The sequence below is a fragment of the Marinobacter sp. B-21 genome, assembly GCF_056857895.1.
Window position 1 is genome coordinate 124,873 of the sequence record NZ_JBSXNZ010000070.1, and the last position, 22,546, is coordinate 147,418.

Below are 22,546 nucleotides of genomic sequence, written 5' to 3' on the forward strand. Positions count from 1 at the left end.
TCCCTGCTACTAACCCTGTTTTACAGGCCCGGAGATATTGAGGATATCGAGGTTCGGCTTGTAAACATCGGTACGCACATCAAACAGCCCCAGCAGCGTGTGGAATACCCAATCCTGATTCATGGTCCGGTCCTTGCTGGCTTGCAGGGCTTTCTCGTTCACGCCGGAAAAGTTGTCGGAGAACCACATGACCACCGGAACATGACGCTGGGCCTCGGGCGCAATAAACAGCGGCAGGCCGTGCAGGTACATGTCAAATTCACCCAATGATTCACCGTGGTCACTCAGGTAGAACAGCCCGGCTTCAAACTCGGCCGTGTTACGCCTGAGCACATCAATCACTTTTGACAGAAAAAAATCGGTATACAGAATCGCGTTGTCATAGGCATTGTTGATGGATTCCTTGCTGCAGTCCTCTAGCTGGTTGGTTTGGCAGACCGGCGTGTACTTTTCGAACGCCTTGGGATAACGCTTGTAATAAGCTGGCCCGTGATTGCCCATCTGGTGCAGCACGATCAGGATATCCCCTTTCGGATGGGCATCAATGTACTCCTGCAGGTCCGTCAGCATTCCGGTGTCCCGGCACTCTTCATCATTACACTCCGGATTGTTCTCCGATGTTTTGAAATCATGGTACGTTATCCGATCGGCCACGCCCTTGGAGTCGGAATTATTGTCGAGCCACAGTACGTTAACGCCGGTGCGAGCCAGAATATCCAGTACGTTTTCGGTAGATTCGGCTTTTTTCTGATCGTAGTCCGACTGGCCATACACGGAAAACATGCAGGGTACAGACACAGCCGTCGACGTTCCGCAGGACCAGAAGTCCGAAAAGCTGATAACATTGTCCTTCGCCAGTTCCGGGTTGGTCTCACGCTCATAGCCATTCAGTGAAAACCGATCCGCTCTTGCGGTCTCGCCAACCACCATAATAATCAGCTCACGCGAGCGCTCCGCCGGTGCGGCCTTAGCATCCTGGGCAATCATTTTAAACGGCAGGCTGCTGCTTTCAATGGCGCTACCGGCAAACTTGAAGGTCGAGACAAGGTAAAAAGACGGATTGGCATAATACCTCAGTATCTTATGTTCCCGGATAAAAGAGGCATAGAAATTACTGAAGATCACGACGGTCAGCACGCCAACACCCAGAGAGATTGACGCCAGTTTGACGGTTGACAGAATATCCCGCCGAACCGTTCCGGTAGTGAGTTGGACGCGGTACACAAACAATGACGGCAGAATACCCAGCAAAATCACGTACACCGCCAGGGTGCCTGACATCAGATCCGACGCTTCAGACACATTAGTCTGCGCCACGTTACGCAGCATGTCGGTATCAATCACCGTGTTATAGCTGTCCATGAAATAGGCGGCAAAGGAGGAGAGCATCAGGATCGTGATCAATACCGGCTTGGTGGAATAGCGATAACACACCAGAGAAAGAATCACGATCAGGGCAGCACCGAAGACTACCGCCAGGGAGACCAGAAACGCGGCATTATCCAGGTTAAGCGGATAGACCTCAGTTATGTTCGAAAAGAACGCACGGTTATCGAACGCCATCAGGAATATGGACACCAGAACAATCAGTGTCGATTTATTCATGACAGTCAGATTCTGCCAGAAACGTTTCATGCTACCTCAGATAAAAAAACAGGTTGTCCGCGACCATCGGGGCGGGACTGCGGAAAACCCGCAGGCCCTTACCAGACGCCGACAGTTTGGCAGACAAACCTTAATTGAAACTTAACCGCGGTCTCGGAGGAATGGCCAGGATTTGATGCTACCCGCCGGCCCGCTCGGAAACCCCCAAACATCCCCGATGGGGTTTTCCAGCAGCCTGTCGGACTTAAGTGATCGTCACGAGCAAGGTGGGAAAGCGAGCGCAAATTTTTTGGAATTTGAGGCGCATAGTGGTTCTATGTAACGAAAAATCCGGAAAATTTGAGCCGCTTTCCCACCGGCACAGTAGATCAGCCTTAAGTCCGACAGGCTGCTGGGATTGAGCAAGCGTAAGAACCGGTTCAGCGACACCAGTGATGCTTCCGATGCGTTTCAGGACAATGGAGCCTGGGCTTATAGGTAGGTCTGGGTTACAACTTGTGTTAAAGCGCTGGCTTAAAGAGATGGGGGTCGGGGCCGTTGGCCAGTTGGCCATCATTGGCGCCACGCCCATAGAGCCGCTGGACGCCGCGCAGATCGCCGGGCTGCAGCTCGGCGAACGCTTCGGTATATCGAAACCCCATCACTTGCCCGGATGGTCCTGGGTGATCCAGGCCAATGGCGTGACCGATTTCATGAATCAGCGTATAGCGGATATCGTAGACATCGTTGTCGCCGTCAAACCCGACCTTCCACTTGTGGTCGGGGTTCAGGCACACGAGGGACTGGTCGATGGCGCGCACGCCCTCTTTCTCATCGGGCCCGTAGGACACATTGGCGAAAGCCTGCATGCGCGGCTGACCTTGTGCACCGAGAATGATATCCGCATCCCGGATATCGGCAACCCGGTGGAATGAGAGATCAGCAGCGCGTTCCCAAACCCGAAACGCCTCTTCCGTCTCCCGCACCAGCCTCTCGAAGGGGATATCCTGCCCGGAAAGCGCCTTCATCGGCGCCAGATCACGACAGTTGCGCGCATCATCGAACCGCAGCGTCTCGTCGGCAAAGGCGTAGCTGATGCTTGCCCCTACCCCTAATGTCTGCTCGCCCCACTTGACCTTGTAGCCGTCCAGTTCAAGTAGCCGATAACCGCCTTCTCCGTTATCGGCAGACGATGGAAGCGCCAGTGGCAGGAGAACGCCCATTATCAACGTTTGCTTGAAAAGGCGTGCAGCCGTGACTGTTCGCACTGCAGTCTCCGAACAGAGATAACTGAAAACACCGGAATCGACCCAGTCAGAGCGCTTTTTTGAAGGTGCGTGGGGACTCAGGTACCGGACAACGAGTAGGTGCACCACCGCACCGACAAAGCCTTCGCTTATGCCCAAACCAGATGGGGCATTCCCGCGATATCAAGACTCGAGTCGCCAGGTAAGGTTACTGACAACCCCAAGACGTGTCGATCGTAGATTGGTAAGGAAATGTTGTTCGGAAAACGACCATCCCAGCCGGGTAAAGGCAAACAATCCGGTCAATGAATGCGCGCGGCGTTCGATCTGCGCACGCAGCAAGCCGGCCCTATTTTCTCTTTTTTTACTCTGTGTGATAGCGAACAGACCAGATAACACTGATAACCTATTCTGTGCCTGGATGAGGCGAAGGAACAGCCTAAACAGGACGTTACATCATGCGCCGCAAGGACGAGGGCGCAACCAGGATTCGGGATTTGGAAGCCAAGGAGGTGCGCGTGAACAATATCATCTATATCGTCGGTGCCGTGGTTATCGTTTTGGTGATTCTTTCCTTTGTTGGCATTGGTTGAGTTGGGTGCCTTTAAAGGCCCCTAATAGCAGAATGGCTATGGACCCTCCAAGAGCCTTTTCTCAACGGCCTCGCCCCCAGCGACGGCCGTTTTTTCTTATGAAGCCAACAATCTGCTTTACCACTGTCCGGTTTCCGGATATCCAACTCCTATATTGAGGATGAAGCAGACAGCAGAGGCTTTCGCCCCTGCTGTTTACTCATCCGCCCCCTAAATGAGGGGCCAGGTTTCACTTCTGCTTTTTATACTCCGGTGCAGAGAGCAGAGCGTCACGGCTCTCGTCAATCCGCAGTTCCTGCTTATCAGCAGTGCCGGATTTCATCACTTTATCCCAGCTAATCGCCACGTTTTTCTCACCCATGCCCAGAAATCCGCCGACGCCAACTACGATAGCAACGACTTGACCGTTCTTGTCAATAATCAGGTCACTAACCGACCCCACGTTTTCCTCACCGGTGGTTTTAACCTCAGCACCAATCAGCTTGCTCGCGTGCATACCATTAGCCGGGGCAGCGTCCATATAACTCCGGCTCTGCATGCCGGCCTGGTCGTTCATTTTCTTGTCAGCTTGAAGATTCGCGGTCGTTGACTTGGTCGCGTCCTGATCCTGCTTGTAACCCTGCTGTCCCTGGGAAACCTCCGAGCCAGTCGTTGGCTGGGCAGCAAGTACTACGCCTGAACCTAACGCTATGGTCGGTGTAACCAACACATAAAATGCGAATGTATGTAATCTTTTCATAGGATTCTCCATCGAATTGGGTATGCAAGTCAGACAAAATGTCCTGGATAGGCGGTACGGGGCCGCTCCCTCAGAAGGAGTCAGTATCGAAAATGTTATCCAAGGTGTACTCTGAATAACCGGGCCAGTCATCCGCTCTGATCTCCAGGAGCCTGCCCCATGCCTCAGGAGTTTTTGAAGGTAAACCTGCTGGCATGGGGTAAAGAGCTATGTGTCCGGCGTCTTACTCATAACTTGCAGCCCAACTGGTGCGGCCGAGCTCTGTGGCGCGCGCAACGTCTGTTTCCGGAACCACCGACCTGTCCCCCAGTTCTCTCGGGTCGTAATGAAATACACACAAACGCGAAGCAAACTCTGCGAATGGCAGCGACGCTTCGCCATGGCGCTCACCATTCTTTTCGGTTGAGCAGCTAATGCCCTGGCCCCAATCCTGGCCGCTGTCGTTATTGGGATTGAAAAAGTAGGTGCGCATCTCGCCGTGGCCATCAAGGTTAACCCGGATGATTGTTATGGCATGGCGTCCAACGAGTCGCCCTCCACTATCGGTTACCGCGATGCCGGCGGGTTGCGGATGAATAACGGGAATATTGCCGTTGAAATACGGGTGATAGCAGGCATAGAAGTGGCGGATGAACTCGTCGTACTCATGGATCTTCCCTGTCTCCCGACTAATGACGCTTAGAAAGCCATGCCCTACCCACCAGCCATACATTTCCGGATTGATCCAGCGATGCAGGTCGTCATCGCGTACCCCGCATAGTCGCCCCATTTCGGCATAAATCCGGTCAAGATGAGGTGTCAGAATCAGTGAAACCGGATCGACATCGGTTGGAGGTTCTTTCGCAAGGCCTGCTTCCAGGTGTTGCGAGGTGATCGTTTGGCCCTCAAAGCGCATAACGACATCGTCATCACGGGCGGCCCAGGCCACCAACTGCAGCAGAAAATCGGCGTCGTTGAACGACCACATGGAAAGGCCGATGACCGATTGGCAGGTCGGGTTATTACCCTGGCCAACACCCAACGGCTGCCCCAGAAGGCTCAGTATACCAGCCAGCAAATACACCCTTGGAGGGTGCGCATCACCGAAAACTGCGCTCAGTCTGTCGGACGCCGCTTGGCACAATTTCAGTTCGAGTTGCCGCCACAGGCCTGCAGCTACTGGAGGTGTGAACAGAGAGCCGCGTTCAAGAAACATAGCCAGGCCATAGACAGCCTGACTGGTTTCCGGATGAACAACTTCGTCAATCAGTTTGAGCACGATCTGACGATAGCTTTGGAGGACATCGTTGCCGGTGATACTCAGGCCCAATGCCAGAGGTATCAGGTCATCCCGGTGTCCCCGCAAGTGTCGTAACAGCATAGGATGATAAGAGGAAACCATGCCCGTATCATGCATCGCGCTGGCAAAGCCTTGCGCCTCTTCAGCTAACGCGTGTTCGTCCATGGCGGCCAGACGTTCGCCGTAGATCGCAAAGCCCGGATCATCGCGGCAGCCTATCGTTGGACCGAACAAAGCGCTGACAAGACGAGCGGCTTTGTCCATGCCCGATGTCTCGATTGCCGGATCAAACAGGCATTTGGCAATCTGGCTGACCATCTGCTTGATGCTGTCTGTTTGTATTGGGCGCTGGGCCAGCAGACGGCGTACTTCATCCACCAGGCTGTCGAGAATACTCTCATAGCCAAGCCTGTTGAGCAGGTACTGGTAGAGCAAATTGACGATGTGTCCAAGCCCTTGTGGCCGCTCTCTATCCGCTTCGCTCATCTGACCTGATAGCAGGTCCAGGTTCAGCGCGGTCACTTGGGTCAGAAAGTTTCTGGCCTGTTCCGCTGAAATTCCGGGGTGGCGATAATCACCCATGGCCACGGCAAGCAGGCGAAGCTCACTCAGGGCTTCGATGGATGTATAGGCCGGAGCCCCATGCCGTAACGTTCGCACGGCCAGCGCAGGCCGCAGAATGACAGGCTGGTCCCAGTCACTGTTGGTAAATACGCCCTTGGCTTCCATCGCCGGTACCCGAGCGTACAACGCGTCTAGTCCGTCGGGCGCTTCTATAACATGAAGTGCCGCTTCCAGCACCTCTGTATTAGGCGCCTCGGGGTCGCTCTGGTGCGTAAGCGCAAGCTGCTCCAGGGCCTCGTCAAACGCCTCTACAATGGCGTTGGTGTCGGGATCGGAACCGGGATTAGCCACAATAATTTCCTTGCCTGCCATAAGCCGTTTGGGATCACCCAAAGATGCTCTTAAGGCGTGTCGGAAGCAAATGATTCCAGGGCTTTCGTTTCTATTTAGTGCCCATCCAGAAACTAACTACGGACAGTATTTTAAGAAGCTGTCAGGTGTCTGCGATGTCGGGGGCTTGCCACAGCCCGGTTTTTACTGCGATCCACTCCAGATATGCAGGTTAAAATTGTGATGAAATTATTACTGAGCCTTCAAATTATGGAATCGCGTTCGTTCCGGTTTCTGGTTGATTCCGGCGGTCATGGCCAGCGTGGTTTTCTCGATGACGTTGGCCGCCCTTTCGCAGCCTGTCGGACTTAAGTGATCGTCACGAGCAAGGTGAGAAAGCGAGCGCAAATTTTTTGGATTTTGAGGCGCATAGTGGTTCTATGCAACGAAAAATCCGGGAAATTTGAGCCGCTTTCCCACCGGCACAGTAGATCAGCCTTAAGTCCGACAGGCTGCTGGTGTCCCGTCTCAGTTGGGACCCCGTTTGCACGGCCCTTCAGCCGTATAAACGAAAACATGGCTGATTCGCACATATAAAGGACAGCCTGCAGGTTATTCTTCTTCCTCATCGCTGAAAGCAGAGCGGTGGAATTCTGCCGCATTTTCTGCTTCCCTGACGCCCATTTCCCAGACTTTCGGCACGTCGCCGCCTGCCAGCGTCTCAAGCACCGCATGCACCCCTTTAGAAAGCGACGTCAGGCTGTAACCGCCTTCCAGAACCAGTGCCAGTCGTCCTTCACAGTGCTTTTCGGCGATCTCCTGAACGATTCGGGTGATCACCCGGAAGCCGTCGTAGGTCAGGTTCAGCGCCATATCGTTACGGTGTGGGTCGAACCCGGCCGAGACCAGCACAAGATCCGGTTTAAAGTAATCGGCAGCAGGCACCAGAATGTCGCGAAAGACTTTCTCAAAGGCAACGTCACCCGCAGTTTCCGGCAGCGGAACATTGATGGTGTAACCCTCCCCGAGACCGTCACCGACCTCCTCGATGTGGCCCGAACCCGGATAAAAGGGCGCCTCGCAATGGGTGTCAAAGAACAGCACATCCGGCTCTGCCCAGAAGATATCCTGGGTACCGTTACCGTGGTGGGCGTCCCAGTCAATGATCAGGATACGTTCACAGCCCAGTTTGGCCTGGGCATGGGCCGCCGCTACGGCAACGTTGTTGAGCAGACAGAAACCCCGAGCCCGCACCGGCTCAGCGTGATGCCCGGGGGGGCGCACCAGGGCGAACGCGCTATTGCATTCACCCTTCAAGACACTTTCTACGGCAGCAATGGCATTTCCGGCCGCTGCGGTGGCCGCGTTAATGCTTTCCGGTGAAACGGCTGTTGTATCCTTGTCGAGCCAGGCACGCTTGCCCGCCAGTGAAAACATGTGATCCAGGTAGGAGGCGGTGTGTACTCGCGCCAGTTGGTTGTACATTGCAGAGGCGGCTCCGGTCCTGACCTGGACACCCTTTATGGGATGCTCATCGAGGTACGCCTTGATTGCAGTCAGCCGGCCCGGATGTTCCGGATAACTCCATTTGAAATCCAGCCCCTTGAGAATGGACCTGACGCGCTTTTCCACCCGGCTGGGCATGAACGGCAGATCCACCTCAGGGTTGTGTCCCAGCATTACCTCATCATAAAACACATGTACACTGCGATCGCCGATCATGAGACCTTCCCTTTCTTTGTCATTGCCACTACGCCAGGGCTTGTTTCACCGTTGAGGTGAAAGCCGCGGCGCGAATGCCCGTGGGCCTGAAACCCAATTTGGTCCACGCGGCCCTGGCCTCTTCGTTAGAGGCGGAATATTCGAGAATCAGCTCGGGAACGTTGTGGCTCTCCGCAAACGCCACCAAATCCCGAAGCAGAGCTTTAAAAATACCGCGATTCCGGAATTCGGGCTCGACCCAGACATCATCAATCATTCCCGACTTGAACTCCACTGGCTCAGTCTGCGCCCAGATGCCCTGGCTACTCCAGACATAAACGTAGCCCATTCCTACCAGTCCTGCCTCGGTACTATCTGCCACAACCAGGTGTTTATCCTGAGCCTTCAAAGAGGAGCTCAAAGCCTTGAGAAGCCGTTTGCGCTCGCTCTCCCTGAGATCCTGCGGTTCTTCCCCTGAGACATGCAGCGCCAGTTTGACGAGGAAGCCTACCATTAACGGGAGGTCCTCTTCCCGGGCCTCCCTTATGACGAACCCGTTATCAGTTTTCTTTCTGCCCATAAATAACTCCTGTAACCCCATCGCGCAGAGCAAACCGAGGAACAATCGGGGCCGGCTTCGCCTTTTCCAGACAGGTACCAATCCGAGACACTATCAGTAGTCTAGTCGCTCTCCATACCCGGGACAAAAGTCCGGTCCCTGGAACTGCACTTGGCATAGAATCCGGATCATCCAGCGGGTAACAGCGCCGATATGCCAAATGGCCGGTGGTGGTGGGTGGGCTACCTTGTGGTCACCCACCCCGGCATCATTAGTGACTTTCTCGCCGAGGTACCGGAAGTTCTGGGCTATTCGGTATGGCTGGTGCAGTTTCTCGGCTGGCTGGTGATACTACTGCCGGTGCTGTACATCGGCAGTTGGGTAATGCGGCTAATCGTACGGCCCACCATTGCTGTGCTGAGTGGCCTGGTTGCTGGATTGTCGCGGCTGAACCGGCGTAAATCTCTCAACCGGATCGACTGGCAGGCCGGAACCAGGCATCATTGAAAAAAACAGTACTACAACATCTTCATTGGGGAACTAGCTTGACCGTCGCCCTCTGGTTTGTATTGATCGGAAGCCTGTTGATCATGATCGGTCTGCGGTCATCCCTTCTGAAGCGTTACCACCTGACACCGACGCTGGTCTACCTGGCTGTTGGCGTTGCCCTGGGACCGACAGTGTTTGGTGCCTTTCATTTCAACCCGCTGAAACAAGCGCATTTTCTGCAAGTACTGGCCGAAGTCGCGGTGCTGGTGTCGTTGTTCATTGCTGGCATGAAGATGCCAGTCTCATTCCATTGGCGGGAATGGCATGTTCCCGTGCGGCTCGCATTTGTTTCCATGACCATCAGTGTCGCCCTGACTGCCGTTTTTGGTTACTACGTCCTGGCCCTGCCTCTGGGGGCGGCCATTCTTCTCGGTGGCATTCTGGCGCCCACCGACCCCGTGTTGGCGACGGAGGTTCAGGTTCGGCATGCGGGTGATAAGGACCCGTTGCGATTCACCCTGACCAGTGAAGCCGGCATGAATGATGGCAGTGCCTTCCCGTTTGTCATGCTCGGGCTGGCCCTGATTAGCGCCCCGGCAAGTTTTGAACTGCTGGGCACCTGGGTGTTGAAGGACGTATTGTGGTCGACGCTCTCTGCCCTGGTTGTTGGGCTGGTGATGGGGCGATTGTTGGCGCAAATTGCACATAAACAACGCTTTCTGGAAAGCGAGGGCCCGTTGCTGGATGACTTTCTTGGTCTGGGCTTGATCGGAGTGGTTTATGGCATCTGCCTGGTGCTTGATGCCTGGGGGTTTCTGGCGGTTTTTGTGGCGGCTATTTCTCTCCGGCAATCGGAACTCAGACTCGCCGGTGAAAACGCCTCTGACCATAACGCTGACGCGGTATCCGAATATCCTGATGACACGGCGAGACCGAAGCCGCAACTGAACCCCCAGGTGTCCCAAGGTTCCCTGCTTTTCAAGGAACCCCTGGAGCGGCTCTCAGAACTGGTGCTCGTTCTGTTACTGGGCGGGATGCTGTTTGTTAACTCCTGGAGCTTCAGAGCCGTCGGCTTGGCGCTGTTCCTCTTTGTAATCGTTCGCCCTGTCAGCGTTTTCCTCGGCCTGCTGGGTTCCGGAACCCCGTTCAGGCTGCAGATGCTGGTCGGCTGGTTCGGCGTGCGCGGCATCGGCTCGATCTATTACCTGATGTTCGCAATCGTCTTTGGCCTGCCGGAAGAGCTCTCCGTAGAGTTCATCCACATTACGCTGGTTGTTATCGTGCTCTCGATCATCATCCATGGCATGACTGCCAGGCCGATGATCCTGAAATGGTGGCCGTAAGAAGAGCTGTGTGTCAGGCTTCCGGGTGGTGCAAGCAACCTTACGAGGCCCTGTGTGTTTCCCTCCCTGACTACCGGCATTATCGCTTTTGTCATTGCTTCCATCGTCATTGTTACCGCCGGCAGCCGGCTGGCGCGGGTGGCGGATGAACTGGCTGATCGAACAGGCCTGGGTGAGGCGCTGTTCGGGATCTTTCTGCTGGCAGGGGTAACCTCACTGCCTGATTTCGCCGCCACGCTCAGCGCAGCGATGGATTCCAGGCCCGACCTTGCCATGAGCAATATTATGGGCAGCATGGCGGCGAACCTCGTTTTTCTGGGCATTGCGGATATCATTTACCGCAAGGCCAACCTGGAACACGCGGCCGCCTCTCCCACCAACCTGATGCTGGCCGCCTTGCTGATCGTACTGCTGACGCTGCCGCTGCTGGCAATCGCCAGCCCGCCGGTTTCCCTGTGGGGAGTGCATCCGATCACACCGGTGATTGCCGCGGCCTATCTGTTCGGGCTGCACCTGGTTCGCAGCACTGACAGTAAACCCATGTGGTTTCCTCGTCTTACCCATCAAACCGTGCCCGACACGCCCGAGCATTATCTGCGTGGCGGCCTGGCCCAGGCCTGGATCAGTTTCATCGTGCTGGCTGCAGTAACAGGCGTTGCCGGCTGGGTACTGATGGAAGGTGCCAAGGTCATCAGTGACGAAACGGGCCTGTCCGATACCCTGATCGGCGGTCTGTTTACAGCGCTCGCCACATCTTCGCCCGAACTGGTCACTACCATTGCAGCCATTCGCAGGGGCGCTCTCACCCTCGCGGTGAGCAACATCTTCGGCACCAACTGCTTTAATATGCTGGTGATCGCTTCCGCCGATGTGGGCTACCCGGGCGGTTCCATCTATCACGACATCACGCCAATCCAGATGACCTGGGGCCTTGTAACCATTCTGATGACGGCTACGCTGCTGATGGGAATGGTGCGGCGCCAACTATATGGCATTGGCCGGATCGGCTTTGAGAGTGCACTAATACTGACGGTTTATACCGTGGCGTTAGTCATAGTGATAGTGAGCGGATAGTACCGGTTGATCAACGAGGGCACGTGAGCAGGCATTGAATCATCCGTAGAAGACCGACCAAGACGAACGCCTGCAAAAACTGGATAATGCCCGCCATTAAAACCCATGGCGCGCCAAATTCTCCGATCCAGGTATCTTTGTAATGGAAATCAACGTCAACTTTCTCGAGAACCTAAGACTTGAAGCCAGGTTTGACGATTTCACGGTCGTGACCGACCAGCCCATCCGCTACAAGGGCGACGGCTCGGCGCCCAGCCCGTTTGATTACTTCCTGGCTTCCTCGGCGCTGTGTGCGGCCTATTTTGTTCGGGTTTACTGCCTGGCGCGGGACATTCCCACAGAGAACATCCGGCTGTCCCAGAACAACATCGTCGACCCGGAGAACCGCTACAACCAGATCTTCAAGATTTCCGTGGAGCTGCCGGAAGACATCTCCGAGAAAGACCGCCAGGGCATTCTGCGCTCCATCGACCGCTGCACCGTGAAAAAGGTGGTACAGACCGGCCCGACCTTTGAGATTGAAACCGTCGAAAACCTGGATGCAGACGCCCAGGCGCTACTGATGACGCAACCGGAAGGCGGCAGCCAGACCTTTATCGAAGGTAAGGACCTGCCCCTGGAGCAGACCATCGCCAACATGACCGGCATCCTTAAAGATCTGGGCATGAAGATCGAGATTGCCTCCTGGCGCAACATTGTGCCGCATGTGTGGTCCCTGCATATCCGCGATGCGGCCTCGCCCATGTGCTTCACCAACGGCAAGGGCGCCACCAAGGAGAGTGCCCTGTGCTCAGCACTGGGAGAGTTTATCGAGCGGCTCAGCTGCAACTTCTTCTACAATGACCAGTTTTTCGGGGAAGCGATTGCCAGCAGCGAGTTCGTCCACTACCCGAACGAAAAATGGTTCAAGCCGGGACCGGATGACGAGTTGCCGGAGGGCATTCTGGATGATCACTGCCTGGCCATCTACAACCCGGATGGCGAGCTGTGCGGCTCCAACCTGATCGACACCAATTCCGGCAAAGCCGAGCGCGGAATCGTATCCCTGCCCTTCGTGCGCCAGTCCGATGGCGAAGTGGTGTATTTCCCCTCCAACCTGATCGAGAACCTGTTTCTCAGCAACGGCATGAGTGCCGGTAACACCCTGAACGAGGCAGAGGTGCAGTGCCTCTCGGAAATTTTTGAGCGGGCGGTGAAGAAGCAGATTATCGAAGAGGAAATTGCCCTGCCGGATGTGCCCCGGGAAGTACTGGAGAAATACCCGGACATCCTCGAAGGCATTGAAGCCCTTGAAGCCCAGGGCTTCCCGACACTGGTGAAAGATGCCTCCCTGGGCGGCCAGTTCCCGGTGATGTGCGTCACCCTGATGAACCCGGGAACCGGTGGCGTGTTTGCCTCCTTCGGTGCCCACCCGAGCTTTGAAGTGGCCCTTGAGCGGAGCCTGACCGAACTGCTGCAGGGTCGCAGTTTCGAAGGTCTGAACGATGTGCCAGCGCCGACGTTCAACAGCCTCGCGGTCACCGAACCGAACAACTTCGTGGAGCACTTCATTGATTCCACCGGGGTGGTTTCCTGGCGTTTCTTCAGCGCGAAAGCCGATTACGACTTCGTCGAGTGGGACTTCTCTGGCACCAATGTGGAGGAAGCTGCGTGTCTGTTCGGAATCCTCCGGGAGTTGGGCAAGGAAGTGTATGTCGCAATTTATGAGGAACTGGGCGCACCGGTCTGCCGGATTCTGGTACCGGGGTATTCCGAGGTGTATCCGGTCGAGGACCTGATCATGGATAACACCAACATGGCCCTGGACTACCGGGAGGACATCCTCAACCTGCACCGTCTGAATAATGAGCAGCTGGCCGATCTGGTGGAGCGCCTGGAAGCCAGCCAGCTCGACAACTACATGACGATCATCACCCTGATCGGCGTGGAGTTCGATGAGAACACCGTGTGGGGCCAGCTCACCATCCTGGAGCTGAAAATCCTGATCTGCCTTGCCCTGCAATGGCATGAGGAAGCGCTCGAGTTTGTCGACATGTTCCTGCAGTTCAACGACAACACCGTCGAGCGTGGCCTGTTCTACCGCGCGATGTATGCGGTACTGGAAGTCACCCTCGACGACGACATGGGGCTGGGCGACTACCTCACCAACTTCACACGCATGTTCGGTGAGAAAACCATGGAGGCCGTTGTGGGCTCGGTGGATGGCACCGTACGTTTCCATGGCCTGGAGCCCACCAACATGAAGCTGGAGGGGCTGGAGAAGCACCAGCGGTTAATCGAAAGCTACAGGAAACTGCATACCGCCCGTGCTGTAAAAGCCGGTCTGCGATAATTTCCGGATTTTTTCTGGAATAAATCCTTACCTGGTACGTCCTCCTGATGAAAGCAACCCGAAACGGGAAAACAGGAGGACGTAACCATGAAAAAACACCTACTGACACTCGCAATCTGCTCACTTCTGTCCACCGGCGCCTTTGCAGCTGAAGGCGCTGCCAGCGCCAATGCAAAAGCGGACGCCAACATGAGTGCCGAAGCCAGCACACAGAACGGCGTTTCCGCCCAGGGTGGCGCATCAGCCAGTGCCCAGGGCAATGCGGATGGCAAAGCCGCCCGGGACGAAGCACGCCAGAGTGCCAGCCAGGCCATCAGCGCCGGTGTTGAGGCCGGTCAGCAGGTACGGAGCACAGCTTCGGCAACGGCAACCGCCGCCAGAGGCGAGGCCAATGAAAGAGCCGATCAGGCGAAAGACCGGATCAACAAAGCCCGAAACGCCGGGATCCGCGCTGAAACCAATCAGCAGATCGGCACGTCTGTCTCCGACAGCGTTAAAAGCGAGGTCCGGAATTCCGTGCGGAGCACTATGAAAGGTTCCGCCAGCGGTGGGCTGCTTTAAGAAGTCCGCAAAATCCGGACAGCCGGGCCTTTCTGGCCCGGCTCCTTTTTTCCAGCTCAGGAGGAACACGCAGCCATGCAGCTCACGCGACCCGCCCCCTATGTCGTCTCGGTTTTCAGCCTCATGGTACCCCTTGCATCTTCTGCCGGGGCCGTCGATCAGGCGGCTCTGAACGGCCACCTCTCAACCGGTTTCGAGCAAGACAGCAATGTCTCGGTCGATGACCTGAATGCCGCCTCGAACAAAAGTGACCAAGCCTGGGTTTTTGATGCGGGCCTCGAAGGCGTGCTGAAGCCAGTGGAGCGACTGAATCTTACCCTCGGATATTCCCTGTCCGGCAGTCGCTATCAGAATCTTGACCAGTTCGACCAGGACATTCACCTGCTCTCTGCAGACCTCAGTTACGATTTCGACCCGGTGACCATTGGAACCAGTTATCACTACTCGCAATCTACCCTCGGCTCAGAACCCTTCCTCGATTTCCGCAGGGCCAGCGCCTACCTTGGCAGTCTCATCGGTGACGACGTGTACCTGTTGGCCAGCCTGCAGGACAAGCAAAAAGAGTATGAGCAGAGCAACGCCCGCGACGCAGACATCCGAGGGGCGAGCCTGGATTCGTTTTTCTTTTTCAACAACGCCCGGAGTCATTTCCTCATCGGCCTGGACTACGATCAGGAAGATGCCCAGGCGGACGCTTTCGACAACGATCTCTGGCGTGTCAGGGCGGTTTTGCTCAACCGGTTCTCGCTGGGCCGCGAGGAGAACCGGTTTCGCCTTGGCTGGAGGTATGAAACCCGGGAGTATGACCAGCCTGCGGTCTCTGCCTCCAATCCCTTTCTGGACAACCCGTTCACTGGCGATTTCGTGGATGCGTCAACCAGCCGTCGGGCGGAGCGGGTCCATGTATTTGAAGCCAGCTGGCGAATTGGCCTGAATGAGACCTTCAGCCTAGAGCCCTCGGTATCGCACGGTATCTACCGGTCGGACGAGGATTCGACCGATTACACGCAGACCATTGCCGGCCTGACGTTCAGGGCGGGTTTCTGACCACGGCTGTTCAATACGGCAGGAAACCGAAGCCAAACAGACTGTCACGACCAGGCTCACCCAGATCCTGGGCCTGGTCAATCAGCGCCGCCAGAGCCGCCTCTGAATCACCACCACTAACGCTACAGGCCAGGGCAGCCGTAACCACGGGAGCCGCCAGCGAGGTTCCGCTATCCGTTATCACGCCACCGTCTGGATGGGGAACGTCAACCGCGACACCATGTGCCGCAAACATCACCTGTTCTCCCCGGTTTGCCCACCGGTACAAATCGCCCGTTCGGGACGCTGCGGTAACACCCACGACCTCGGGATAGGCAGCCGGATAAAGTGGTGGCGCGGCAGGCCCCTCATTGCCTACCGCAGCAACCAGCAACGTGCCCTGTTCCCGCAGCTTTCTGACGGCTCCTGCCAACAGCAGGTTATCCGGGCCGGTAAGGCTGATATTGATCACGGGCAGTTTCTGAGTTGCCAACCAGTCCAAGCCCTCTAACAGATGCCCCAGCGTGGCACCGGAGAGGTCTTTCGTTCGGCTGTAAAAAACCGAGGCGTTAAACAGGGTTGCCGCTGGCAATCGGGCCTTCCCCGATTCGCCCCTGCGACCAACCAGTTGGCCCGCGACCGCTGTACCATGCTCCGTCACAGGGGCGAGGTCTCCCCTCCCACCCTCAGTCGACAAAAAACGTTGCTCAATGATCCGGGCATCCTGAAAAGCGGGATGTTCGGTTGCCACCGAGGTGTCAATCATTCCTATCCTGACGGGGCCCTCACACAGGCTTTCACCCGGGCTGGCCTCAGCCTCTCCCGGGTACTGGGACTGGCTAATCTGTGGGCTGTAGACGTGATTACGGTCCAGGCGGTCTGCCAGTCCTGGCAGAAGGGTTCGCAGGGTCTCGAGTGAGTCCATGTCGGCACGAACCCTGAATCTCGCGACCATCATGCCGAGCCCGGATAACGTCGTCCGTTCCAGAACCGTAATCCCGGGACGATCCAGGCCTTCAATCTCCTCCGCTGTGCCTGTCACCAGCCATTGCCGCTCTACCGCCCTGAATCCATCCTTGAGCGCGACATCATTGAACGCTTTGTGCCCCGTTGCCGTGTAGACAGGCAGGACCTCGGGCAACGTCTTAAGGCTGCCCTTGAGGGAGTCAGTCTGTTTCTTTAAACGGTTATCGATTCGCCGGTTTGCTGCCCGCTCAACCAGGCGCTCTGCATTTCTCTCCACCTGTCGGGTGATGCTGCCGGCCGGGTTGTCCAACACCCCGCCTCCGGTCAGCGCCACCCCCGGTATCGGCGCGCAGAAGAAAACCACAACTGACAAAACTGTCGGTTTGAAAACTGGCTTCATTATATACAATCCAAATTCCGGAACGTTTCACTTACTCTAACGGCCCGATCTGAAAAAAATTCCATCCAGCATGGAATAAACCGTTTGCCAGATCGTCTACCCGATAACTCCGACTCACAAAGAGCACTATGCAACAGGAAATCACCGAACTACTACCAGGTCTTCGAAGGTTTGCCTACTCGCTGACCGGCTCAATGGCAGATGCCGACGACCTGCTCCAGAATACCGTTGAACGACTTCTGACGCGCGATATGCCGGGTGATGTTGATCTCACCAAGTGGGCCTTCCGGATATGCCGCAATGTCTGGATCGACGAGTGCCGGGCCCGAAAGGTTCGGCGTGAGGCCGCCGAGCAGCCGGAGCTGAGCGATGGCCTGGTGACCAATGGCGAGCACCAGACAACCAAAGAAATCGAGTGGAACCGGGTGGAGTCCGCCATGTCGCGGTTACCCGAAGACCAGCGCCAGATCATTTCGCTTGTTGCTATCCAGGGTATGCCCTACAAGATGGTGGCGGAAATACTCGAGGTGCCCAAAGGCACTGTCATGAGCCGGCTGGCCCGCGCCAGGGCCGCACTGAGCCACGCCCTGTCACCTACAACCTTGAGGACCGATTCATGAAGATAACAGACGAAACCCTGTCAGCTTTCCTTGACAGTGAACTCAGTTCAGCGGAAATGGCCGCGGTCAGGGAACAACTCGCCGTTGACCCTTCGCTGGCTGACCGGTTGGCAGAGCTGGCAGCCGTGGATTCGGAACTTCAGGGACACTACAGCTCAATTGACGACCGCCCCCTGCCAGCAGCCGTGAGCAGGATGCTGGCAGAAGAAGACCGGAGGGCCGCGTCAGGGGCGAATGATCATGTCATCGCATTTCCGTGGTGGCGGAGACTGCGCGAGCACTCCGGCAAAGCAATTGCCGCCGCCGTGGTTGCAGGATTTGCGTTGGCTCAGTGGCTGACACTGCCATCTGACGGCAATCCTGCGTGGCCAGCGGTCGCTGAAATACTGGAGAGCCAGCCCAGTGGCCAGGCGTATTCCGCCAGTGACGATGCCATGCTGACGCCCCGCTTAACCTTCAGGAACCAAACCGGAGAATGGTGCCGACAGTTCGGGCTCGACGCCGGAAACACTGCCTCGGAGCAGATTGCCTGCCGCACGCAATCAGGCACCTGGGAACAGAGAGTTCAGGTAGAAACCGGCCAGCCAGTTACTGCGGACGGCTACCAAACCGCCAGCGGTGGGAGCCTTCTTGACGACCAGCTCGACCAGATGATGTCCGGGCCACCGCTTGGGCCTGAGGCCGAAAGCGCATTGCTTGGGCAGCAATGGAAACGGTGATCATCAGCGGCGTGCGTTACGCCGGCGTGCTTGATCCTTCCGCCTGATCCTCTTTACTGGCCGCCAGAACCCGAACCCGTTCGAAATCCTCCTCGGCAAAGACTCCGTTCACCCCGGAGATGGCGGCCAGCTTCATGCCATGTTTCAGGCCCAGCCTGTAGATCTCCCTTACCTTCTCCCACTCGATATTGCGGCCCAGGGTGAAGTTCTCAAAGCGCGCTTCCAGCGCCAGCACCACGGTTTCCGCCAGGCAGGCATAGGCGATCCCTTTGGGCAGGCCGATGTCTTTCATGCGCACCTCGCCCGGTAGCTGGATCTCGCCGGATTCAATCACCAGTACATCCGGGCGCTTGGCCACATCTTCCGCGGGAATATCCAGCGGCCGGGCCACGTCGGTAATCACGCAACCCGGCTTCACTTTCATGATGTCCAGGATACGTTTGCCAGCGCCGGAGGTGGCGGTCACGATCATGTCCATGTCTGCCAGATCGCGCTCCGCGGAACCGGCAACGTGCACAATGGCGCCTGGTGTTTCCTGCTCAATGCTTTCCTTCAGTGCGAGCAGCTTCGCAGGCTCCGGCGCTGCGAGATAGACTTCGTCCACTGCCTTGGCCAGCAGGCGCGCGCAGACAGACCCAATGGCACCGGTGGCGCCCACGACCATGGCCTTGCCGGCTGCTTTGCCACTAGGGCCGATACTGACCCGCCCTATTATCTTCATGGCATCATGGGCCGCCCAGAGGGCGCCGGAGGCACTGTAGCTGTTGCCGGTGGTGATCGGCAGCGGCGCCCGCTTGGCCACCGTAATACCGGCATCACCCACGACCTTGGTAAACGCGCCGAGGCCCATGATCTGGGCACCAAGCTTTTTCGCCAGTTTTGCCGCCTGCAGCAGCCTTGCGTAGGTAAACTCCGGGCCGTGCGCCATGATCTCCCGGGGCGTGCCACCGACAGTAATCAGCCAGCCCTCCACTTCATCGCCCGTGGGTGACCTGATGCCGGAAACCTTCGAGTAGATAAACGGCGGTGTATAGGCCACGGCCTTCTCAACCAGATTCATCACCATCGGAGGCGACACATTGGCAATCCAGTCCAGGGGCGGCGTCTTGGTGAGGTACTGCTGCGAAAGCGGGTGGATCACAAAAGCGAAGCGGTTCACCCGGCGGTATCCGTTGGGGTACAGAATTCTGGGCTCGATACCAAGGCTCTGGATCACATCCAGATAGTCATCCGGCCCCAGTTGCTCCGGCGTCCGGGAGAGCGCCGCACTGATCATCGCTTCCATCACGTTGACCCCAACCGGCCGGCCTTCCAGCCAGGGGCTGTAGTCCACCACCATGGCCACTCGCCTGGAACGCATCCAGTCAAGGGAGGACTCAGTAACCCGAGACGTGATTACGGTTTTGCCATCCAGCTCTTTCTGGCTGAAGTGCTCCAGGTCTCCGATAGCCGCCACAATCACGTGGGCTTCGGACACCGCGTGATGCAGGGAACCCTTAACAAGACCCTCTCCGAGGCGGTACAGCGGTGTGCGCAGAATGGTCTCGACGGTTTTCACCGCCGCAGGCCGGAACATGATGGGCGCGGTCAGCGAGGTGTAGGTTTCGAGCTGTTTCAGGGACGTAAGCAACCTTGGCACGCCGAAATCGGTGTAGGGGTCGGCAAAAAACAGGTTTTCAGTGTGTTCGGATAACGCCCTGGCAATGCGATAACCCGCCTGCCCGTTCATGAAGACCACCCGGGCGTTATCAAAGAAATGCCCGAGTCCGGACTGGGTGTGGCGCACCGCCCACTCCTGCAGAATACCCCGCAGGCCCGCGCCGGTTGTGACCGGCTTATCCGGAACGCAGGCCTCCAGCCGGGCGGTATCCGGGTGTTCAAGCTGTTCCCGGCCCACCTCGTAGTGGTCGTGAATCATGCTCAGGCCGATGGCGTCTGCCTGGGAATGCACCGATTCCAGCACCGCTTCCGCCCGGGACAGATCACCGTCTGTGCCGATGCGGATAATCCGGAAAGGCTGGCCCAGAAACTCGGTTTCCAGATCGTAATCGTATTCGGATGATCCCTGGCTGACACTGACAACGGTTTTCATACTCAGGCCTTCCCTTTTCCTGTTGTTATTAAATACAGCCTAATGCAGTACCTCGGTTTCTGCCTTAGCCCAGATCAAATTCCAGACCGCTATTCAGCGTCTACAATTAGGTGGCGGGCCGAACGACCACTCAGACTGTTACGGATCAATCAGGAGCTTACTATGACCATTCAGGAAGAACTGAACGCCACCGTCCGGGAACTGGTGCAGCCGGGCAAGGGAATTCTCGCCGCCGATGAGAGCCACCCCACCATCGCCAAGCGCTTCAAGGCCGTTGGGGTTGAGTCCAGCGAAGAAAAACGCCGGGAGTACCGCAGCCTGATTTTCTCAGCCTCGGGTCTTGGGGAGTTTATCAGCGGTGTGATTCTGTTTGAGGAAACTCTGGGCCAGAACAGCCTGGACAATGAGCCCATGCCAAAACTGCTTGCCAGCAAGGGCATTGTGCCGGGCATCAAGGTGGACAAGGGCAAGCAGCCCCTGATTAACGCTCCGGGTGACGAGATCACAGTTGGGTTGGATGGCCTTGAAGACCGCCTGGAAATCTACAAGCACCAGGGCACCCGGTTTGCCAAGTGGCGCGATGTGTTCCACATCTCGGACACCCTGCCCTCGCGGCAGGCCATAGAGGCCAATGCCGAGGTTCTCGCCCGCTATGCCGCTATCTGCCAGTCCCTGGGCATCGTGCCCATTGTGGAGCCGGAGGTACTGATTGATGGCAACCACACCATCGAGCGCTGCGCGGAAGTGAGTGAAGCAGTGATTCGCGAGGTATTCCACGCCCTTTACCGCCACAAAGTGGCGCTCGAACAGATGATCCTGAAGCCCAGCATGGTGACACCCGGCAAGGAAAGCCCGAAGGCCTCGCCGGAACAAGTGGCAACGGCAACCCTTGGCGTTTTTCGTCGGGCGGTGCCGGCAGCGGTACCGGGCATCTGCTTCCTCTCAGGAGGCCAGACCCCGGAAGAAGCCACCATCAACCTGAATGCTATGAACAGTATGGGCGCCCAGCCCTGGGAGCTGAGCTTCTCCTACGGCCGGGCCTTGCAGGAGCCGGCCCAGAAGGCCTGGGCCGGCAACCTGGATAACGGCCCGGACGCTCAGGCCGCACTGATCAAGCGCGCCCGCCTGAACGGGGCCGCCCGCTCGGGCAAGTACCGGCCAGAGATGGAAGACTGATTATCCCCGGCCGCGAGCCAGGCTTTTCTTCAGTTGCAGCCAGAGGCTCAGTCGTCCGCACCATTAAACGCCATGGCGCGGCCACTCAGCGATGATACCGGTAGGCAGGACAACGCTGGCACCCGTCCTGGCTGCTTCAGGCAGGCCATCATGGGGGCCACCCGGCGGATCTTGCGGGCCTCTGGCCAGAGGGCTTCAGCCTCGGCGAAACCCTGGCGCAGGAAGTTGAGCCATTGCTTGATGCGGCCGGTCACGTAGCGGTCCTCCAGCCAGCCTTGCAGAACCGTGGCGTACTCACGAACCAGGGCCACAGCTTCCTGCCAGGTCATATCCGGTACCGTTTCGCCCTCCTGGCTTGCCTTGATCTGCCGGGCCAGGTCTGGCCGCGCAATCAGGCCACGGCCGATCATCACATCGTCGCAACCGGACACCTCACGGCATCGCCAGTAGTCCGCGACGGTCCAGATCTCGCCGTTGGCAATAATATGGGTCTTCACCGCTTCCCGTGCTTGGGCGATTTCCTCCCAGTAGGCAGGCGGTTTGTAGCCATCCACTTTGCTGCGGGCATGGATAACAATCTCTTCCGCTCCGGCCGCTTCCAGGGCCTGGGCGCAGGCCACGCCCATGGATCGATCGTCATAACCCAGGCGCATCTTGGCCGTTACCGGCACCCGCTTTGGCACGGCCTGGCGCACCGCAGCCACAATCTCATGCATCAGCTCCGGCTCACGCATCAACACGCACCCTCCCTTGTGCTTGTTCACGGTTTTGGCCGGGCAGCCAAAATTGATATCCACCTGGGTTGCGCCAAGTTCCGCGGCACGCACGCCATGGCGGGCCATCTGCTGCGGGTCTGAACCCAGCAACTGGACAGCCACGGGCGTGCCCACTTCGGTGAGCGACTGGTTATGAAGTTCCGGGGCGTATTTGTAGAACACTCTCGGCGGCAGCATGCCATGGGTTACGCGAACGAATTCCGTCACGCACCGGTCAATCCCACCGACCTTGGTCAGTGTTTCACGGATAGGTGCGTCGACCAGCCCTTCCATCGGGGCGAGAATGATTCGCATGAGTGCTCCAGCAGAAAGAGGGGCTGTTCAGGGTGAGACTGATCAATAATCAGACGGAGCGGATTGTAAGGAATTTGGCGGG

19 protein-coding genes are annotated in these 22,546 nt (G+C 57.2%); 10 read left to right on the forward strand and 9 right to left on the reverse strand.

The annotated features are described in order from the left end of the window. Positions 1 to 9 precede the first annotated feature (9 nt). Entirely contained in the window at positions 10 to 1,635 is a 1,626-nt protein-coding gene (locus AC13C0_RS09790) for a phosphoethanolamine transferase (protein WP_482954316.1), read from the reverse strand. 470 nt (positions 1,636 to 2,105) lie between these two features. Next, on the reverse strand, positions 2,106 to 2,852 hold the full coding sequence (locus AC13C0_RS09795) for a matrixin family metalloprotease (protein ID WP_482954317.1): 747 nt from the start codon (positions 2,850 to 2,852) through the stop codon (positions 2,106 to 2,108). A gap of 437 nt (positions 2,853 to 3,289) precedes the next feature. Here AC13C0_RS09795 and AC13C0_RS09800 point away from each other — a divergent pair, with 437 nt between their 5' ends. Further along, the gene (locus AC13C0_RS09800) at positions 3,290 to 3,424 is read left to right on the forward strand and encodes a hypothetical protein (protein WP_264756457.1); all 135 of its coding nucleotides are present in this window, start codon (positions 3,290 to 3,292) and stop codon (positions 3,422 to 3,424) included. Between the two features lie 229 nt (positions 3,425 to 3,653). On the opposite strand, the gene AC13C0_RS09805 is transcribed toward AC13C0_RS09800, so the two are convergent. The 4 genes from AC13C0_RS09805 to AC13C0_RS09820 form a co-directional block, all read right to left on the reverse strand. Beyond that, positions 3,654 to 4,163: a PRC-barrel domain-containing protein gene (locus AC13C0_RS09805; protein ID WP_341581829.1), complete on the reverse strand. Its 510-nt coding sequence runs from the start codon at positions 4,161 to 4,163 to the stop codon at positions 3,654 to 3,656. 223 nt (positions 4,164 to 4,386) lie between these two features. After that, a complete protein-coding gene (locus tag AC13C0_RS09810) occupies positions 4,387 to 6,378 on the reverse strand; it encodes a hypothetical protein (protein ID WP_482954334.1) in 1,992 nt (663 codons plus the stop codon). Between the two features lie 570 nt (positions 6,379 to 6,948). Further along, complete coding sequence (locus tag AC13C0_RS09815) at positions 6,949 to 8,058, reverse strand: histone deacetylase family protein (RefSeq protein WP_117616876.1); 1,110 nt, start codon at positions 8,056 to 8,058, stop codon at positions 6,949 to 6,951. A gap of 28 nt (positions 8,059 to 8,086) precedes the next feature. Further along, the gene (locus tag AC13C0_RS09820; RefSeq protein WP_227539384.1) at positions 8,087 to 8,617 is read right to left on the reverse strand and encodes a GNAT family N-acetyltransferase; all 531 of its coding nucleotides are present in this window, start codon (positions 8,615 to 8,617) and stop codon (positions 8,087 to 8,089) included. Between the two features lie 192 nt (positions 8,618 to 8,809). On the opposite strand from AC13C0_RS09820, the gene AC13C0_RS09825 reads away from it, so the two are divergent. The 6 genes from AC13C0_RS09825 to AC13C0_RS09850 all read left to right on the forward strand — a co-directional run bounded on the left by AC13C0_RS09825 (position 8,810) and on the right by AC13C0_RS09850 (position 15,442). Next, positions 8,810 to 9,103, forward strand: coding sequence for a hypothetical protein (locus AC13C0_RS09825; RefSeq protein ID WP_227539383.1), 294 nt, complete (start codon positions 8,810 to 8,812; stop codon positions 9,101 to 9,103). A gap of 38 nt (positions 9,104 to 9,141) precedes the next feature. Next, the gene (locus AC13C0_RS09830) at positions 9,142 to 10,428 is read left to right on the forward strand and encodes a cation:proton antiporter (RefSeq protein WP_117616875.1); all 1,287 of its coding nucleotides are present in this window, start codon (positions 9,142 to 9,144) and stop codon (positions 10,426 to 10,428) included. Between the two features lie 54 nt (positions 10,429 to 10,482). Then, complete coding sequence (locus AC13C0_RS09835) at positions 10,483 to 11,502, forward strand: sodium:calcium antiporter (RefSeq protein WP_117616874.1); 1,020 nt, start codon at positions 10,483 to 10,485, stop codon at positions 11,500 to 11,502. Positions 11,503 to 11,644: 142 nt separating this feature from the next. Further along, a complete protein-coding gene (locus AC13C0_RS09840; RefSeq protein WP_341581821.1) occupies positions 11,645 to 13,834 on the forward strand; it encodes an OsmC domain/YcaO domain-containing protein in 2,190 nt (729 codons plus the stop codon). 87 nt (positions 13,835 to 13,921) lie between these two features. After that, entirely contained in the window at positions 13,922 to 14,395 is a 474-nt protein-coding gene (locus tag AC13C0_RS09845; RefSeq protein ID WP_117616872.1) for a hypothetical protein, read from the forward strand. Between the two features lie 75 nt (positions 14,396 to 14,470). Continuing rightward, positions 14,471 to 15,442 carry a surface lipoprotein assembly modifier gene (locus AC13C0_RS09850; protein ID WP_482954318.1) on the forward strand — a complete coding sequence of 324 codons (972 nt, stop codon included), beginning with the start codon at positions 14,471 to 14,473 and terminating at the stop codon, positions 15,440 to 15,442. 10 nt (positions 15,443 to 15,452) lie between these two features. Here AC13C0_RS09850 and AC13C0_RS09855 read toward each other — a convergent pair whose 3' ends face one another. Then, on the reverse strand, positions 15,453 to 16,787 hold the full coding sequence (locus tag AC13C0_RS09855; RefSeq protein ID WP_482954319.1) for a S8 family serine peptidase: 1,335 nt from the start codon (positions 16,785 to 16,787) through the stop codon (positions 15,453 to 15,455). Positions 16,788 to 16,915: 128 nt separating this feature from the next. Between AC13C0_RS09855 and AC13C0_RS09860 the strand changes: the two genes are divergently transcribed. Together AC13C0_RS09860 and AC13C0_RS09865 are read left to right on the forward strand one after the other, a co-directional pair. Beyond that, on the forward strand, positions 16,916 to 17,407 hold the full coding sequence (locus AC13C0_RS09860; protein ID WP_482954320.1) for an RNA polymerase sigma factor: 492 nt from the start codon (positions 16,916 to 16,918) through the stop codon (positions 17,405 to 17,407). Beyond that, entirely contained in the window at positions 17,404 to 18,126 is a 723-nt protein-coding gene (locus tag AC13C0_RS09865) for an anti-sigma factor family protein (RefSeq protein ID WP_341581812.1), read from the forward strand. Before AC13C0_RS09860 ends, AC13C0_RS09865 begins: the two co-directional genes overlap by 4 nt. 16 nt (positions 18,127 to 18,142) lie before the next feature. Here AC13C0_RS09865 and AC13C0_RS09870 read toward each other — a convergent pair whose 3' ends face one another. Then, positions 18,143 to 20,218, reverse strand: coding sequence for a dehydrogenase (locus AC13C0_RS09870; protein WP_341581810.1), 2,076 nt, complete (start codon positions 20,216 to 20,218; stop codon positions 18,143 to 18,145). A gap of 162 nt (positions 20,219 to 20,380) precedes the next feature. Between AC13C0_RS09870 and AC13C0_RS09875 the strand changes: the two genes are divergently transcribed. Then, a complete protein-coding gene (locus AC13C0_RS09875) occupies positions 20,381 to 21,394 on the forward strand; it encodes a class I fructose-bisphosphate aldolase (RefSeq protein WP_341581808.1) in 1,014 nt (337 codons plus the stop codon). Positions 21,395 to 21,441: 47 nt separating this feature from the next. Here AC13C0_RS09875 and AC13C0_RS09880 read toward each other — a convergent pair whose 3' ends face one another. Next, a complete protein-coding gene (locus tag AC13C0_RS09880; protein ID WP_341581806.1) occupies positions 21,442 to 22,464 on the reverse strand; it encodes a tRNA dihydrouridine synthase in 1,023 nt (340 codons plus the stop codon). Positions 22,465 to 22,546: the final 82 nt, after the last annotated feature.